The sequence below is a fragment of the Serratia sp. BW106 genome (assembly GCF_002607755.1).
Lineage (GTDB): Bacteria > Pseudomonadota > Gammaproteobacteria > Enterobacterales > Enterobacteriaceae > Serratia > Serratia proteamaculans.
This window is the reverse complement of sequence record NZ_MCGS01000008.1, coordinates 1-16,002: the sequence shown is the minus strand read 5'-3', so window position 1 is coordinate 16,002 and position 16,002 is coordinate 1. Positions and strand designations below refer to the sequence as shown.

The window sequence follows — 16,002 nt, the reverse complement described above, 5'->3', positions numbered from 1 at the left end:
CCTGCCTCACAATCCGCCGAGATTAATCTTGAGCAGATAGTCCTGCTTTTTCTCCATCTCTTCCTTGGATTGCTTGATGCTGGCGAAGAGGGTATTGCCATCGGCAGAAAGCGCCAGGCTGTTAGGCAAAGCGTGGGTGGCGATGCTGTTTTTGACCTGGTAGCTGTTGCTGTCAACGATGCTGATGCGTTTGGCCTCGCGGTGAGTGATGTAGATCTCGCTGCGTGCCGGATTGAACAGCACCGCCAGTGAGTTGTTCACGTCAATCTGGTGCAGGATTTTGCCGCTGTTGACATCGACTACCAGCACGTTAGGCAGGTCGGGGTCGGTGAGGAAGGCGCGACCGGTTTTGCTGTCCAGGCTGATGTTAAGGAAGAAGTGTTTCTTGGCGGGTTCGACCACCAGGCGATTGAGGATCTGGTGGCTGTTGGCGTCCAGGGTAATCAGTTCGCCGCCGCCATTAACACAGTAGATGCGGCCACGTTCGGTATCCAGGGCAAGGCCGGTAGGGTATTCGCCGACGTCGTTCAGGGTGGCAATTTTTCCCCGCTTGGCGGTATCGATCACCCACAGCACACCTTTCTTGGACGTGCCAGAGACATACAAACGCTGATTTTTCTTATCAAGCACCATTTCACGCGTCGGGACGAACTGGTCTTCTTTCATGCTTTCACTGAGCTGGATGGTCGCGAGTTATTTACCGCTCTGGGTATCGATCATGGTTACTGAACCGTCCACGGTGTTGCCGATGTACAGGACATGCCGTTCTTCATCCAGCGCGGTGGCGAAGGCACGACGTTGGGTGACGATTTTCCCATCTGTAGCCAGCGTGGCCGGATTGATACGGTAAACAATCCCGCTGTTTTTTCCTTTGGCGAATGAAGGCGTAGAAGCGGCAAACAAGGTGCTGTTTTGTCCATCAAATGCCAACTCATACAGGCCGTATCCCACCGGTTTGGCCTGGAAATGGCTTTCTGGCAGCTCAGCGGCCAGCGTTGAACAAGACAGCAGCAGCATGGCGGAGGTCAGTGCGCTGAAAGAGAAACCTTTGCCTGGGGTGAACAGGTGCAACTTCATATACATTCCTTTACATCAGTTTACGATTTAAGGATGCTAATGATATTGATAATTAATATCAATATCATTTAATTAATCATATGAAGATATGTATTTTTCTTATTGAAAAATAAGTAAATATTTAAAATAACCCCATGATATGTCCGCATTGCGCGATCTTGTTCCCCGCGATTTTTGTTGTTGTAATAATTTTCATTTCGTTTTAATGCGAATGATTATCCGTTATATTCGCCGTCAATCGTGAAGAATTGTAAATAAAAATACCATCAGCAGCGGTTATCCGCTGGCGTACAGAGCGAGTTGGCTAAGGCCATCGATCTCCTGCTGCGTCAGCCATTTTTGGACGCTTTGCGGGCTACATCACCTATCGGAAACCGGTTTTATTAGGAATGGTTATGAGTGTTAAACAATACATGGGAAAACGCAGCGTAATGGCCAAAGCGATGGCTCTGGCATTGATTATTGCCCCTCAGGCTTACGCGCAGGAAGGGGAGGCAGAACAGAAAAATAACGCCTCCCAGGAAGACCAACTGGTGGTCACCGCCTCCGGATTCAAGCAGAACAAGAAATACGCCCCGGCCAGCATTTCGGTAATCGATCGCAAGGCGCTCGAGAAGCAGAACAGCCGCGATGTGGCCGAAGCGGTTCAGGATATTTCGGGGGTGTCTGTCAGCAACGGTGCTGGCACTGAGGTGTCCGGCGACGTCATGATCCGCGGTATGGACTCGAGTTACACCTCGTTCATGGTCAACAGCATTAAGCAGAATACCGGCGAATCCCGTCCCTATGGCCAGAATGTTGGCACCGAAGCCGGCTTTTTACCGCCGTTGGCGGCCATCGATCGTATTGAGGTGATCCGCGGCCCGATGTCATCGCTGTACGGCTCGGACTCCATCGGCGGCGTGGTCAACGTCATCACCAAAAAACCGTTTGGCGTACGGGAATGGATGGGCTCGATTGCCGCAAACAGTTTCCTGCAACAGCATCAGGAGTTCGGTAATACCCAACAGACCAACCTGTTCCTGATGGGGCCGCTGATACCCGATGTTCTGGGGCTCAGCCTGTCGGCGGATTACCTCGATCGCCGTGAGGACGAAAAACCCAACTCGTTCAGCAAGAACAACAAAAAGTCGCTCGACATGACGCTCGGTTTTGCCGCCAATGAGACCAACCTGTTCGACCTGAACCTGGTGAAAGGGGAGAAAAAACGCAGCCGGACGGAGAAAGGCGGTGGCACCCCTTGGGGCTGGGATTTTGATCGTGACGCCCTGAGCCTGACCCACTCGGGTTGGTATGCGGAAGATAGCATCGCCACCACCAGTTATTTTCAATACGAAAAAGGCGAATCAACCTTCCACACCAGCACGTTGGCACCACAGCATATCCAGACCGAGAATTACGTGCTGAATAGCCAGGCCAAGCTAAGCCTGGGTGAGCACAACCTGACCCTCGGCGCCAACTACAGCCGTGAAACGCTGAATGACGATTTCTATGCCGACAACAAACGGGCGCCGGGCATCGATCCCGTCACCAAAATTTCGCGCGACGGCTGGGCGCTGTTCGCCGAAGGGCAGTGGAACATTGAAGATTTCTCGCTGACCACCTCGGCACGTATGGATCGGGACAATTACTTTGGCACCCACATTAGCCCGAAACTTTACGGCAACTGGATCCTCGATTCAGCCTGGGCACTGAAGGGCGGCGTCTCTTCCGGCTATAAAAAACCGTCGCTGCGGGAAAACTCCGATCAATTCATTACGCCGCGTGGCAGCAACCCGCCTTATCCCTATCTGTCGGTGGGCAACAGCGAGTTGAAGCCGGAAACCAGCCTGAATACCGAACTGGGGCTGTACTGGAACAACAATCGCGATCTCTCCTTTGACGGCACGGTGTTTTATACCGACTTCAAGGACAAGATCGCGGAGGTGAATATCTGTGAGGCGAGTGCCAACCATCCCTGCGTGGTTAACGGTTATAACGCCGAATCGATCGATAAGTATTTCAATATTGGCAAGGCCAATGTTTACGGTGTCGAACTTAACGCAGACTGGCAGGCGACAGACAGTCTGAATCTCAGTGCCAACTACACCTTCAACAAGAGCGAGCAGAAAAACGGTGTCAATAAGGGCTATGCGCTAAATGACTTCCCAAAACACATGGCTAACTTATCCGCCAAGTGGGCTGCGGCATCGGCGCTGGACGTCTGGTCCAAGGTCAATTATCGCAGCCGCAACGAGGAGACCGGCGACCATACCCGCTACGGAGCTTACGCTTTGCTGGATGCCGGGGTGATTTACCACTTCGACAAGCACACCCAGGTGATGGCGGGCGTGTATAACATTTTCGATAGCGCGCCAAAACGCACCACCAGTTGGGGGGAATATCCGCAGCTGGAGGGCCGTCGTTATAACCTCGGCTTACGCGTCGATTTCTAAGTTTTGCTGAGTCAATAGCCCGGCCGTTTGCTAACAGCGGCCGGGTTAGATCTTTTCTGCGTTGGCTTGGACGGATTAAGATCGGAAGGGAATAGCCGGGATTATCGATTGATCAGATAAATACGAAAATGTGCACTATCCCCGGTTTTCGCGGCTGGCATCGTTCCCAACCCCCTTCACTTGCTCAAAAAACAGGCGTAGAATTCGCTTCGTCTATTAATTGAGGTTGTAAATTATTATGGTTGATCGTGAGTTAGGAAACTGGAAAGACTTCATCGAAGAGATGTTGGGTAACTGACACTGCGTTGAGGCTGAAAACAAGGTTGGTTGATTTGTCGGTAATTGAAGCACCTTGGGAACGAGACTCTCGTTCGAGATAAAGCAGCATCGGTTTCCCGACGCTGCTTTTTTTTGCCTGCTATTCTGCGCTGTCTTGCGGTTTGGCCGCCCTGGAGGGTTTACCCGGGAAGCGGCGACGAACCAGCACAAAGAACAGCGGTACGAAGAATATCGCCAGCAGGGTAGCGGAAATCATGCCGCCCATTACGCCGGTGCCTACTGCATGCTGGCTGCCTGAGCCGGCACCGCTGCTGATGGTCATCGGCAGTACACCGAAGATAAAGGCCAGTGAGGTCATCAGAATCGGCCGCAGACGCATGCGCGAGGCTTCCAGCGTCGCCGCCATCAAATCCTGGCCTTTTTGATTTAGCTCGTTGGCGAATTCGACGATCAAAATGGCGTTCTTCGCCGACAGCCCGATAATGGTCAGCATCCCCACCTGGAAGTAAACGTCATTCTCCAGCCCGCGCAGCCAGGTCGCCGCAACGGCACCAATCAGGCCGAGGGGTACCACCAGCATCACCGAGAACGGAATCGACCAGCTCTCATACAGCGCCGCCAGGCACAGGAACACCACCAGCAGCGAGATGGCGTACAGCGCCGGTGCCTGGGAACCGGACAGGCGTTCCTGATAGGACATGGCGGTCCATTCCAGGCCGAAACCGGTCGGTAACTGGCTGACAATTTTCTCCATTTCGATCATTGCCGTACCGCTGCTGACGCCTTCTGCCGCCTCACCAACAATCTCCAGCGCCGAGTTGCCGTTATAACGCTCCAGACGTGGGGAACCGTACTCCCAATGAGAGGTGGCGAAAGCGGTGAACGGCACCATACCGCCCGCGCTGTTGCGCACGAACCATTTATCGATGTCGCCAGGCAACATGCGGAACGGCGCGGCAGCCTGCACATAAACTTTTTTCACCCGACCACGGTCGACGAAGTCGTTGACGTAGGTTGAACCCCAGGCGGTCGACAGCGTGTTGTTGATGTCATCGATAGAAACCCCCAGCGCCTGAGCCTTGCGTTGGTCAATATCAATCTGCAATTGCGGGCTGTCATCCAGACCATTGTGGCGTACCCGGGACAGCAGTGGATTGGCGGCGGCCAGTTGCAGCAGTTGATCGCGCGCTGCCATCAGTTTTTCGTGACCCAGCCCGGCATGATCTTCCAGTTCCATATCGAAACCGGAGGAGTTACCCAGCCCGGTGATCGCCGGTGGGCTGCTGGCAATCACCCGCGCCTCGTTAATCTTGTTAAATTCGTGGGTGGCGCGATTGATGATATCGAAAGAGCTGTTGGCACCCGAGGTGCGCAGATCCCAGTCTTTCAACCGAATAAACATACGCGCCACGTTTTGCCCGTTACCGCCAGGCCCGGCGCCGATGGTGGAAAACACCGACAGCACGTCCTGCTTCTCTTTGGTCAGGAAGTATTGCTCAACTTTTTCCACCACCTTGGTGGTCTGCTGCTGGGTCGATCCCGGCGGCAACTGCACCTGTACGGTGAACACTCCACGGTCTTCCTGCGGCAGGAACGAGGTTGGCAGCTTGATAAACAGCAACGCCATGCCCCCCAGCAGCAGCAGGTAAATCACCATATAGCGGGTGCTTGCGTGCAGAACCCGTGCCACACCGCGCTCGTAGCGATCGGCGTTGCGGTTGAACATGCGGTTAAACCAGCCGAAGAAGCCGCGTTTGCCGTGATGGTGACCTTTGGCGATCGGTTTGAGCAGGGTCGCGCACAGGGCAGGGGTCAGGATCATCGCCACCAGCACGGACAGCACCATGGCAGAAACAATGGTGATCGAGAACTGGCGGTAGATGGCACCGGTGGTGCCGCCGAAGAACGCCATCGGGATAAACACCGCCGACAGCACCATGGCGATACCGACCAACGCACTCTGGATCTGCCCCATGGATTTTCGTGTGGCATCCCGGGGCGACAGGCCTTCTTCGCTCATCACACGTTCGACGTTTTCCACCACCACGATGGCGTCATCCACCAGCAGCCCGATGGCCAGCACCATGGCGAACATGGTCAGGGTATTGATACTGAATCCGCAGGCCGAAAGAATGGCAAAGGTGCCCATCAGCACTACCGGCACGGCAATGGTCGGGATCAGGGTGGCGCGGAAGTTCTGCAGGAACAGATACATCACCAGGAACACCAGTAAAATGGCTTCCAGCAGGGTTTTTACCACGTCTTTGATTGAGGCTTTAACGAACGGAGTCGTCTCGTAGGCGACCTTCGCCTCCAGCCCGTGCGGGAAATACTGTGACAGCTCGGCAATTTTGTCTTTCACCAACTGGTCGGTTTGCAGTTCGTTGGCACCGGAGGCCAGCTTGATGTTCATGCCAGCGGCTTGCATGCCGTTATAGCGGCTGAGATAGTCATAGTTCTCGCCGCCCAGCTCGATGGTGGAAACATCACCCAATGTCACCAGTGAACCGTCCTGGTTGACCCGCAGGGTGATTTGTTTGAACTGTTCCGGCGTTTGTAGCTGAGACTGGGCGTTGATGGTGGCGTTGAGTGCCTGTTTATCCACGGACGGTGTGCCGCCGAGCTGACCAACCGCCACCTGGGCGTTCTGTGATTTGATCGCGGTAACCACGTCCTGGGTGGTGAGCTGGTAGCTGTTGAGCTTGTTGGCATCGAGCCAGATGCGCATGGCATATTGCGAACCGTAAACGTCCATGCTGCCCACGCCGTTGATGCGGCTGAGTGGATCCTGCAGGTTGGAAACGATGTAATCGGCAATGTCCTGCTTGTCCATGCTGCCGTCGGTGGAGACAAAGGCCACCATCATCAGCGTGGTGTCGCCGGATTTCGACACCGTCACGCCCTGGGTTTGCACGGCCTGTGGCAGTCGCTTAATCGCCGCCTGCAGCTGGTTTTGCACCTGCTGCATCGCCTCGTTGGGATCGGTGCCGGCCTCAAAGGTCAGCGTTACCGTGGCACGCCCGGTGTTGGTACTCTGCGACGACATGTACATCATGTTGTCCAGACCGGTCATGTTCTGTTCGATAATCTGGGTGACGGTGTTTTCCAGCGTTTGCGCCGAGGCTCCGGGGTAGTTGGCACTAATGCGCACGTTCGGCGGTGCCAGGTTCGGGTACTGTTCTACCGGTAAGGAAGAAATCGCCAAGGCGCCGGTCAGGCAAAGAATAATTGCCAGAACCCAGGCGAAAATCGGGCGATCAATAAAAAAATTGGCCATGCAGCGCGAACCTCGTTATGACTTGTTCTATCTTTAAGACGCATCGGAATTGCGTTTATCAGCGGCTGGGAAGGATTCCGGCGCTTATGCACTTTACTCGGGTAGGGGGAGTAAAGCGTGGAGAAAAAAAGGAGATAATGTAAATAACGGTAGTAGAAACCTGCAATGGTGCTGCTATTGCTGTTAATTACGCCATTAAGACAAATTTATTACTATCAAGGGCCTGACCGATCAGGGTTCACGGGAAATCATCAGGACTCATATTAATGCAGGAGCAAGGCATGGAAATTAACCCGGTATTTGCCCGTCGTCTTTATCTGTGCTGGCTGATCAGCCACAGCGAACGGCCCAATGTTCCACGTTTGATGGAGTTGACCGGCTGGCCGCGCCGTACTCTGCAAGACGTGTTGAAAGCCTTGCCAGGCCTGGGGGTGGAGCTGCAGTTTGTTCAGCAGGGCGTACGTAATAACGACGGTTTCTACCAGTTGGAAAACTGGGGGCCGATCAACAAGGGCTGGGTTAACCAGCACCATCAGACGCTGCTCGCCGCGATTGAATAAAGCCTCCCCGGCGTGCCGGGGAAGTATTAATGACTCTTGTGCTCCAGATACATCACCGTGGCCGCCACGCGTGAACGCACGTCCAGCTTGCGTAGCATGTTGCGGATATGCACTTTTACCGTCTCTTCAGAAATGTGCAATTGCGCCGCTACCTGTTTATTGGACAGGCCGCGCGCCACTTCCTGTAACACGTCCAGCTCGCGTTCGGTCAGTTCGGCAAAGGGATCGTGCTGTTCGCTGCGGGATGAAAGATAGTCCGCCACCGCGTCGCTGATCACGTTCTGTCCTTCCGCCGCCGCGCGAATGTGTTCCAGCAACTGTTCCGGTTCACTGTCTTTCAGCAGGTAGCCGTCGGCACCGGCGTCGATCAACGCATACACGTCGTTGCGTGAGTCTGACACCGTCAGCACGATGATGCGGGCATCCACGCCTTCATTGCGCAGCGCTTTCAGCGTGTCCAGACCGGATAAACCTTTCATATTCAGATCGAGCAGAATGACGTCCGGCGCGTGTTGCAGCGCAAGCGTAATGGCTTCGTTACCATTACTGGCTTCGGCCAGCACGGTAAACAGCGGATCCAGCCCCAGCAGTTGTTTGATGCCGCGGCGCATCAGCGGGTGGTCGTCGACGATCATCACTCGGTAATTCTTCATCACCATGAAATATGCTCCCTGTAGCGAGTAAAGCCACTCAAACGCGCTGTGCAGCACGCTTCACAGTGGGACAGACTCTTATAAAATAGTGGCAATTAGCGCCCCGGACATCCTGAAATGACCGTTAGACTTCGCTAAACCGTAACGAAGGGTGAACAGTCCTGATTTTATGGCGGGAATGTCAGACGGACTTCCGTGCCGTCCGGCTCACCCCGCTGGATGCGCAGCGTTCCTCCCAGTCGCGCAGCGCGTTCGCTCATGATGGTCAGGCCATAGTGGCCTTCAGGTTCATTCAGGCTGGCAATGCCGCAGCCGTCGTCAGCAATGCTGATACTGTTATCCCCCTCGGCCGTCATTTCGCAGCGAATCACGATTTCCTGTGCTCCGGCATGTTTGATGGCGTTGAGCACCGCTTCGCGCACAATCTGCAGCGCATGCACCTGCTGCTGGGCATTGAGCGCCTGGGAAGAAAGCCGACAGTGTAACTGAATCCGTGCGTCGGTAAGAACCTTTAATGGCGCCAGCAACTGCTGCAGCGCGGTGTTCAAATCGGCCTCCTGAATGTTGAGGCGAAAGGTGGTCAGCAACTCGCGCAACTGACGATAGGCATCGGCCAGCGCCTGGTCAAAATCGGTAATGATCTCTTGGGCTTCAGGGGCACTGCCCGCCAGTTTGCGCTTGAGCAGGGTTAACTGAATACGCAGGAATGACAGGGCCTGTGCCAGAGAATCGTGCAGCTCCCGGGCGATGGTGGCGCGTTCTTCCATCAGCAAGAATTGCATATGCTGTTTCTGCGCCCGGTTAAAATAAACCCCTCGACTCAGCATGTTGGCCACGCTTTGCATCAGATGTGGGTGTGGCGGATGATCCTGATGCTGCCAGCTCAGTTCACCCAGCGGTTTGTCGCCCTGGATGATGGTCAACGATTGCCACGCCAGCGTCGGCGAAGGGCTACCGCTGCGCAATTGCCATTCGCTGAGGTTGTCCGCCACGTTTAGCCGAATGCAGTGCAAATCTTCGCTTTGGCGCACGATATGCAGGATCTGTTCGAATGCCTGCTGGTCTATCTGCCGCACGCTCAACGCTTGCGAGCAGTTGTACAGCACCTCCAGCGTCTTGTTCGCCTGTTGCAGCCGCTGGGTTTTTAACTGCACTTTCTGCTCCAGCGAGTTATATAACTTGGCCAGATCGCCCGACATGGCGGTAAAGGCCTGCGACAGTACCCCGAGTTCATTCGGCAGGGCGGTATCCAGCGGCGGGTGGTTAAAGTCCCGCTGTTGCACGCGCTGGCTGGCATCTACCAGGTGTTTCAGCGGTGCCACGACCTGACGGCGCATAAAACGGATGCAAAACAGCACCAGGCCGATAATGGCGATAAAGCCCAGCACGCTGATGGCCGCCACGATGGTCAGTTTCAGCTCGGAATAACGCTGTAACGCCAACACAAAATGGTCAATCTGGTTAACATAGCCGGCGATATTGGCCTGATAGTCGGTCGACTGGCCGGCTCGGATCTGCTGCGCCAGCGGTTGCCAGGCATGCTGCAGCGACAGGTACTTTTCCCGCACCTCCTCAGGCACGTAAAAACGGTCCAGCTTTTGTAATGCCGGGGCCTGCAGCGATTGCTGATACTGCAACAGGTGCTGCTCCAGCTCCGGAGCCGGGCGGGTGAGATCGTAGGCCAGTCGGTAGCTCTGCATGCGCAGTGAACCGGCAATGTTGACCGCTTCGGCGTCGCGCAGGCTGTCAGCAACGGTGGTCAGCGCCAGCCCGGTGGAGAGCACGGACAAAATTACAATGCAAAACAGCGCCTTGGCCAGGCTGCTGGTCACTGAACGTTTAACAAGCAATCATGCATCCTTTTCTGGTGGGCGATGAGCATCGCCGGGTTTCATTCGAAAGCAAAATTATAAGTTTTGCAACTAAAATGCACTGCGTTTTGCATTAAGTTGGTCTGCATCACCACAAAATTCAGACGCTATATAATCAACTAGATAGCGTCTGACTGGCGTTCCTGCGGCCGATAACCCATTGAGAGCGGAAATAGATTGATCTGGCGCAAGCTACCCCCGCATTTACCCCTTTAGGGTAATTATATACCCCCAGCGATCCCCTTATCTTACCCCCGTCTTTCTCAGGGTTTATTCCTGTCGTCTTTCACGTTATGGCGGCAACGGGAAATTCCCTGGCAATGACTACAATAACAATACAAAAACAGGTTTTATTTATTACGCGCGATGGCGTGTTTGCAATGTCGAGGAAAAACCGTATGACCGTATTGTCACGGCGCAAACTGCTCGGTGGACAATGGCGTCAGCCAACCGCAGCGATCCGCCCCCCGTGGTCGCTGCAAGAATCCCTTTTTATTGCCGGTTGCACTCGCTGCCAGGCCTGCGTTCGCGCCTGCGAAACCGGGGTGCTGATCGGCGGCAGCGGCGGTTTTCCCGAAATTGATTTTCAGCGAGCGGAATGCACGTTTTGCGGGCTCTGCGTACAGGCCTGCGAAGAACCGCTATTTCGCCCGTTGGCAGAAACCCCTTGGCGGCAACATGCGGTATTCGGTAGCGCCTGTCTGGCGCAGCGGGGCGTGGAATGTCGCAGTTGCCAGGATAGCTGTGAGACTCAGGCGATCCGCTTTCGGCCACGTCTGGGCGAAATGGCACAACCGACGCTGGATATCGCGGCCTGCAATGGCTGTGGCGCCTGTGTCGCCGGTTGTCCGGCCGACGCCGTCACCTTAACCCGGAGCGAAAATAATAATGAATAGCGAATGGCACGTCAGCGGGCTGGTAGTGCAGGCGCGACCGGAAAAAATTCCACGACTGATAACGGCCTTGCTGGCGATAACGGACACGGAAATCCCGGCGCAGGATCCGCAGCACGGCAAGCTGGTGGTAGTGATGCAGGCGGCTTGTTCTCATCAGCTGCTGGAAAAAATTGAGTCGGTACGCAATCTGGATGGCGTGCTGGCGGTATCGCTGGTTTATCACCAGCAGGACACTCAAGGTGAGGTAACGCCATGAAACTCAGTCGTCGAGACTTCATGAAAGCAAACGCCGCGGTAGCCGCTGCGGCAGCCGCCGGGCTGACTATTCCTACGGTGGCGCAGGCAGTGGCCGGCAGCGCTGACTCTATCAAATGGGACAAAGCGCCCTGTCGTTTCTGCGGTACCGGCTGCGGCGTGCTGGTTGGCACCCAGAATGGCCGCATTGTGGCCTCACAGGGTGATCCGGATGCGGCGGTCAACCGTGGGTTGAGCTGCATCAAAGGCTACTTCCTGCCAAAAATCATGTACGGCAAAGATCGTCTGACTCAGCCACTGCTGCGCATGAAAGACGGCCAGTACCACAAAGAAGGCGAGTTCACGCCGGTCAGCTGGCAGCAGGCGTTCGACATCATGGCCGAAAAGTTCAAGCAGGCCCTGAAAGAGAAGGGCCCAGACGCGGTTGGCATGTTCGGCTCCGGCCAGTGGACGGTGTGGGAAGGCTATGCCGCCGCCAAACTGCTGAAAGCCGGCCTGCGCTCCAATAACCTGGATCCGAACGCTCGGCACTGTATGGCTTCCGCGGTGGTGGGCTTTATGCGCACCTTCGGCATGGACGAACCTATGGGCTGCTATGACGATATCGAGCAGGCCGACGCCTTCGTGTTGTGGGGCTCCAACATGGCGGAAATGCACCCGATCCTGTGGTCGCGCATTACCGATCGCCGCCTGAGCAACGAGAAAGTCAACGTATCGGTACTGTCGACCTTTGAGCATCGCAGCTTCGAGCTGGCGGATAACGGCATGGTGTTCACGCCGCAGACCGATCTGGCGATCATGAACTATATCGCCAATTACATCATTCAAAACAACGCGGTGGATCAGGACTTCCTGAATCGACACGTTAACTTCCGCCGTGGGGCGACGGATATCGGCTACGGCCTGCGTCCGACTGACCCACTGGAAAAAGCGGCGAAAAACCCGGGCAGCGACGCTTCGGATCCGATGAGCTTCGAGGAATACAAGACCTTCGTGGCGGAATACACGTTGGAAAAAACGGCGAAAATGAGCGGCGTGCCGGAAGACCAACTGGAAGCGCTGGCCAAGCTGTATGCCGATCCGAATATCAAGGTTGTGTCGTACTGGACCATGGGCTTTAACCAGCACACGCGCGGCGTGTGGGCCAATAACCTGTGTTACAACCTGCACCTGTTAACCGGCAAGATCTCCAAACCGGGCTGTGGACCTTTCTCGCTGACCGGCCAGCCTTCCGCCTGCGGTACCGCGCGTGAAGTGGGGACTTTTGCTCACCGTCTGCCGGCCGACATGGTGGTCACCAACGAAAAGCACCGCCAGACAGCTGAACAGAAATGGCAACTGCCGGCCGGCACCATCCCGGCTAAAGTCGGGCTGCATGCGGTAGCGCAAGACCGCGCGCTGAAAGACGGCACGCTGAACGCCTACTGGGTGATGTGCAACAACAACATGCAGGCCGGGCCGAACATCAATGAAGACCGTATGCCGGGCTGGCGCGATGCGCGCAACTTTGTGGTGGTGTCGGATCCTTACCCGACCGTCAGCGCCCTGGCTGCCGATCTGATCCTGCCGACCGCTATGTGGGTGGAGAAAGAGGGCGCTTACGGCAATGCGGAGCGCCGCACCCAGTTCTGGCGTCAGCAGGTGAAAGCGCCGGGCGAGGCCAAATCTGACCTGTGGCAACTGGTGGAGTTCTCCAAGCGCTTTAAGGTAGAAGAAGTGTGGCCGGAGGAACTGCTGGCACAGAAACCGGAATATCGCGGCAAAACGCTGTACGACGTGCTGTTTGCCAATGGTGAGGTCAACAAATACCCGCTGACCGAAATCCCGGCGGACCAGTTGAACGACGAGGCGCGCGACTTCGGTTTCTATCTGCAAAAAGGGCTGTTTGAAGAATATGCCGGTTTTGGGCGCGGTCATGGTCACGATCTGGCGCCGTTTGATAGCTACCATCAGGCTCGCGGTCTGCGCTGGCCGGTGGTGGAAGGCAAAGAGACGCTGTGGCGTTATCGCGAAGGTACCGATCCTTATGTGAAAGCCGGGGAAGAAGTGCGTTTCTACGGCAAACCGGACGGCAAGGCGGTGATCTTCGCACTGCCGTTCGAACCTGCGGCGGAAAGCCCGGATAGCGAATACGACCTTTGGTTATCCACCGGTCGGGTGCTGGAGCATTGGCATACCGGTTCGATGACCCGCCGGGTGCCGGAGTTGCATCGGGCCTTCCCGGAAGCGGTGCTGTTTATTCATCCGCTGGACGCCAAAAGCCGCAACCTGCGCCGTGGCGAGAAGGTCAAGGTGCTGTCGCGCCGTGGCGAATTGATCAGCACGGTCGAAACCCGTGGCCGTAACCGTCCGCCAAGAGGACTGGTGTATATGCCGTTCTTTGATGCGGCGCAGCTGGTGAACAACCTGACGCTGGATGCTACCGATCCGCTTTCCAAGGAAGTCGACTTCAAGAAATGTGCGGTGAAGTTGCAGAAGGTATGAGGCGGACGAATTGCACGATGAACACCCCATTTTATTACCCGGGAGCCAAATAAAAATGAAAAGCCCTGTTGTGAAAAAGACGCTTGCCCTGTGGGTTACCTTGTTATCGCTGGCCTTCGCCGGTCTGGCGTTTGCTGCTGGTGATGTCGATCTCAGTAAGTCCCCGGAAGTGTCCGGGACTGTCAGCGGGCCGATCTCGATGCCGAAACAGCAGGAACGGATGGCGCTGAACTACGTCAATCAGCCACCGATGATCCCGCACAGCGTCGATGGCTATCAGATCAGCAAGAACACCAACCGCTGCCTGCAGTGCCACGGCGTGGAACATTACCGTACCACCGGTGCGCCGCGTATCAGTCCGACGCATTTTATGGACCGGGACGGCAAGGTGCTGAGTGAAGTCGCACCGCGTCGTTATTTCTGTCTGCAGTGTCACGTACCGCAAACCGACGCGGCGCCGATTGTCGGCAATGATTTCCAGCCCATGCCGGGCTTTGGGCACTAAGCGGGGGAGCTATGAGCGAAGACCAACACACCACCACTGAAAAAAAGCCCGGTCGGCTGCTGCGGTTATGGCGCTGGTGGCGCAGGCCTAGTCGGCTGGCGCTGGGTACGCTGTTGTTGCTGGGCTTTGGTGCCGGCATCATCTTCTGGGGCGGTTTCAATACCGGCATGGAGGCGGCGAATACCGAGCAGTTCTGCATCGGCTGTCATGAAATGCGCGAAAACGTCTATGAGGAATACATGGGCACGGTGCATTACAACAACCGCAGCGGCGTGCGCGCTACCTGTCCGGATTGTCACGTGCCCCATGAGTGGGGGCCGAAAATGCTGCGTAAGATCAAAGCCAGCAAAGAGTTGTATGCCAAAGCATTCGGTTTGATCGACACGCCACAGAAATTTGATCAGCACCGGCTGGCGATGGCGAGCAACGAATGGGCCCGCATGAAGGCCAATGACTCGCAAGAGTGTCGCAACTGCCATAATTTTGAATATATGGACTTTACCGCGCAGAAAACCGTGGCGGCGAAGATGCACGACAAGGCGATAACCGAAGGAAAAACCTGTATCGATTGCCACAAGGGGATCGCCCACAAGCTGCCGGATATGCGCGACGTGCCTAACGGCTTCTAAATGCTTTCGGTGGTAAAAACCCCGTAGTTCTTGATGAGCTGCGGGGTTTTTTGTTGCAAATCCTTTGTCACTTCGGCGCTTAATCGCGGTATCATTTTTGCGTTTCAGCTAACGGAAAAGAAGAAGGGTTCATGTCAGCGAAAATTGAGAATGTGAAAAAAGAGCTGTTGTCGAATAACTGGTATGTGTTGCACAAATACACTTTTGATCTGAAGCGCAAGGATGGCGGTTCTGTTCAGCAGATGCGTGAAGTCTACGATCGCGGTAACGGCGCAACCATTTTGTTGTATAACCGCGCCAAGGGCACTGTGGTGCTGACCAACCAATTCCGTATGCCGACCTACGTTAACGGCAACGACAGCGGCATGCTGCTGGAGGCCTGTGCGGGCCTGCTGGATGCTGACTCACCGGAGCAGTGCGCGCGCCGTGAAGCGGTGGAAGAAACCGGTTTTCAGGTTGGCGAGGTGAAGAAGATTTTCGAAGCCTACATGTCACCGGGCGGCGTGACCGAGATCATTCATTTCTTTATTGCCGAGTACCATGACGATGAGCGTCGTGCAGCCGGCGGCGGTATCGAAGACGAAGATATTGAAGTGGTGGAATTGCCGTTCACCGAGGCGGTGGCGATGATCGCCGACGGGCGGATGAAAGACGGCAAGACCATTATGCTGCTGCAGTACCTGCAAATTCATCGGATTATGGAATAAAAAACCCGGCATTGCCGGGTTATCGTCATCATGTTCAGGGCGCAACATGCGGCGCCCCTACTTACGGCTTATTTCAGCAGTGCCTGCGCCTTGGCCACCACGTTTTCCACGGTGAAACCAAACTCTTTGAACAGCTGCTCCGCCGGGGCTGACTCGCCGAAGCTGGTCATGCCCACGATGGCGCCGTTCAGGCCCACATACTTGTACCAGTAGTCCGCGATACCCGCTTCCACGGCCACACGGGCGCTTACCGCCGCCGGCAGCACGGATTCACGGTAGGCCGCATCCTGCTTGTCGAATGCGTCGGTAGACGGCATGGAGACCACGCGCACCTTGGTGCCCGCCGCGGTCAACTGGTCTGCCGCTTCCACGGT

General features: G+C 55.6%; 13 protein-coding genes and 1 pseudogene. 9 read left to right on the top strand and 5 right to left on the bottom strand.

Annotated elements, in window-relative coordinates; genetic code table 11:
- Window positions 1-6: 6 nt before the first annotated feature.
- Window positions 7-1,077 (bottom strand): annotated as a pseudogene (locus BEI65_RS27385) (YncE family protein).
- Between the two features lie 395 nt (window positions 1,078-1,472).
- Between BEI65_RS27385 and BEI65_RS05985 the strand changes: the two are divergent.
- Together BEI65_RS05985 and ypfM are read left to right on the top strand one after the other, a co-directional pair.
- Entirely contained in the window at window positions 1,473-3,512 is a 2,040-nt protein-coding gene (locus BEI65_RS05985; protein ID WP_099062559.1) for a TonB-dependent receptor domain-containing protein, read from the top strand.
- Between the two features lie 238 nt (window positions 3,513-3,750).
- Window positions 3,751-3,810 (top strand): protein YpfM, encoded by a 60-nt coding sequence (ypfM, locus tag BEI65_RS26745; RefSeq protein ID WP_112349006.1) that lies wholly within the window; start codon window positions 3,751-3,753, stop codon window positions 3,808-3,810.
- 120 nt (window positions 3,811-3,930) lie between these two features.
- Here the strand turns inward: ypfM and acrD are convergent, their stop codons facing one another.
- Window positions 3,931-7,068 carry a multidrug efflux RND transporter permease AcrD gene (acrD, locus tag BEI65_RS05980; RefSeq protein WP_099062558.1) on the bottom strand — a complete coding sequence of 1,046 codons (3,138 nt, stop codon included), beginning with the start codon at window positions 7,066-7,068 and terminating at the stop codon, window positions 3,931-3,933.
- A gap of 281 nt (window positions 7,069-7,349) precedes the next feature.
- Here acrD and BEI65_RS05975 point away from each other — a divergent pair, with 281 nt between their 5' ends.
- Window positions 7,350-7,628, top strand: a complete 279-nt coding sequence (locus BEI65_RS05975) for a helix-turn-helix domain-containing protein (RefSeq protein ID WP_099062557.1) — start codon at window positions 7,350-7,352, stop codon at window positions 7,626-7,628.
- A gap of 26 nt (window positions 7,629-7,654) precedes the next feature.
- Here the strand turns inward: BEI65_RS05975 and narL are convergent, their stop codons facing one another.
- Entirely contained in the window at window positions 7,655-8,287 is a 633-nt protein-coding gene (narL, locus tag BEI65_RS05970; protein WP_085118079.1) for a two-component system response regulator NarL, read from the bottom strand.
- 161 nt (window positions 8,288-8,448) lie between these two features.
- The gene (gene narQ / locus BEI65_RS05965; protein WP_099062556.1) at window positions 8,449-10,131 is read right to left on the bottom strand and encodes a nitrate/nitrite two-component system sensor histidine kinase NarQ; all 1,683 of its coding nucleotides are present in this window, start codon (window positions 10,129-10,131) and stop codon (window positions 8,449-8,451) included.
- 419 nt (window positions 10,132-10,550) lie between these two features.
- Here narQ and napF point away from each other — a divergent pair, with 419 nt between their 5' ends.
- The 6 genes from napF (at window position 10,551) to nudK (ending at window position 15,628) form a co-directional block, all read left to right on the top strand.
- On the top strand, window positions 10,551-11,048 hold the full coding sequence (napF, locus tag BEI65_RS05960; RefSeq protein ID WP_099062555.1) for a ferredoxin-type protein NapF: 498 nt from the start codon (window positions 10,551-10,553) through the stop codon (window positions 11,046-11,048).
- On the top strand, window positions 11,038-11,304 hold the full coding sequence (gene napD / locus BEI65_RS05955; protein WP_176980464.1) for a chaperone NapD: 267 nt from the start codon (window positions 11,038-11,040) through the stop codon (window positions 11,302-11,304). The genes napF and napD overlap by 11 nt, the downstream gene beginning before the upstream one ends.
- Entirely contained in the window at window positions 11,301-13,787 is a 2,487-nt protein-coding gene (gene napA / locus BEI65_RS05950) for a nitrate reductase catalytic subunit NapA (protein WP_099062553.1), read from the top strand. The genes napD and napA overlap by 4 nt, the downstream gene beginning before the upstream one ends.
- A gap of 55 nt (window positions 13,788-13,842) precedes the next feature.
- Window positions 13,843-14,292 carry a nitrate reductase cytochrome c-type subunit gene (gene napB, locus BEI65_RS05945; RefSeq protein ID WP_099062552.1) on the top strand — a complete coding sequence of 150 codons (450 nt, stop codon included), beginning with the start codon at window positions 13,843-13,845 and terminating at the stop codon, window positions 14,290-14,292.
- An 11-nt stretch (window positions 14,293-14,303) separates the two neighbouring features.
- The gene (napC, locus tag BEI65_RS05940) at window positions 14,304-14,921 is read left to right on the top strand and encodes a cytochrome c-type protein NapC (protein ID WP_085118070.1); all 618 of its coding nucleotides are present in this window, start codon (window positions 14,304-14,306) and stop codon (window positions 14,919-14,921) included.
- A 131-nt stretch (window positions 14,922-15,052) separates the two neighbouring features.
- Window positions 15,053-15,628: a GDP-mannose pyrophosphatase NudK gene (gene nudK, locus BEI65_RS05935; RefSeq protein WP_099062551.1), complete on the top strand. Its 576-nt coding sequence runs from the start codon at window positions 15,053-15,055 to the stop codon at window positions 15,626-15,628.
- 68 nt (window positions 15,629-15,696) lie between these two features.
- Here nudK and BEI65_RS05930 read toward each other — a convergent pair.
- Window positions 15,697-16,002 (bottom strand): transketolase C-terminal domain-containing protein (locus BEI65_RS05930; RefSeq protein WP_304528411.1); only part of this gene is annotated, 306 nt, incomplete at its 5' end.

Excerpts from the sequence above, each read along its gene's own strand:
- BEI65_RS05985 (WP_099062559.1), top strand. The coding sequence starts at position 1,473 with ATGAGTGTTAAACAATACATGGGAAAACGCAGCGTAATGGCCAAAGCG.
- acrD (WP_099062558.1), bottom strand. The coding sequence starts at position 7,068 with ATGGCCAATTTTTTTATTGATCGCCCGATTTTCGCCTGGGTTCTGGCA.
- BEI65_RS05975 (WP_099062557.1), top strand. The coding sequence starts at position 7,350 with ATGGAAATTAACCCGGTATTTGCCCGTCGTCTTTATCTGTGCTGGCTG.
- narL (WP_085118079.1), bottom strand. The coding sequence starts at position 8,287 with ATGGTGATGAAGAATTACCGAGTGATGATCGTCGACGACCACCCGCTG.
- napF (WP_099062555.1), top strand. The coding sequence starts at position 10,551 with ATGACCGTATTGTCACGGCGCAAACTGCTCGGTGGACAATGGCGTCAG.
- napA (WP_099062553.1), top strand. The coding sequence starts at position 11,301 with ATGAAACTCAGTCGTCGAGACTTCATGAAAGCAAACGCCGCGGTAGCC.
- napB (WP_099062552.1), top strand. The coding sequence starts at position 13,843 with ATGAAAAGCCCTGTTGTGAAAAAGACGCTTGCCCTGTGGGTTACCTTG.
- napC (WP_085118070.1), top strand. The coding sequence starts at position 14,304 with ATGAGCGAAGACCAACACACCACCACTGAAAAAAAGCCCGGTCGGCTG.
- nudK (WP_099062551.1), top strand. The coding sequence starts at position 15,053 with ATGTCAGCGAAAATTGAGAATGTGAAAAAAGAGCTGTTGTCGAATAAC.